At 17.8% G+C, this 343-nt stretch carries 1 protein-coding gene; it reads left to right on the plus strand.

The window, feature by feature from the left end:
- The coding region (locus tag UTM25_RS22685) for a hypothetical protein (RefSeq protein ID WP_320715395.1) at positions 1 to 343 on the plus strand (343 nt) is incomplete at both ends.

A 343-nucleotide genomic window follows, 5' to 3' on the forward strand; every position in this document is an offset into this window, starting at 1 on the left:
GGCGCATGCGCACAAAAGTTGGAAAAAAAAAAAAAAAAAAAAAAAAAAAAAAAAAAAAAAAAAATTAAAAAAAAAGAAGTACAAGAACAAAAAAAACACCCAGACACACACACCCAAAAAAAAAACAAACCCCAAAAAAAACCAAAAAACCCACCAACACCACCCCCCCCAAAAAAAACCAAAAACAATAAAAAAAAAAAAAAAAAAAAAAAAAAAAAAAAAAAAAAAACACCAACAAAAAAAAAAAAAAAAAAAAAAAAAAAAAAAAAAAAAAAAAAAAAAAAAAAAAAAAAAAAAAAAAAAAAAAAAAAAAAAAAAAAAAAAAAAAAAAAAAAAAAAAAGT

The sequence above is a fragment of the Enterobacter sp. 61D5 genome (genome assembly GCF_034107965.1).
GTDB lineage: Bacteria > Pseudomonadota > Gammaproteobacteria > Enterobacterales > Enterobacteriaceae > Enterobacter > Enterobacter cloacae_M.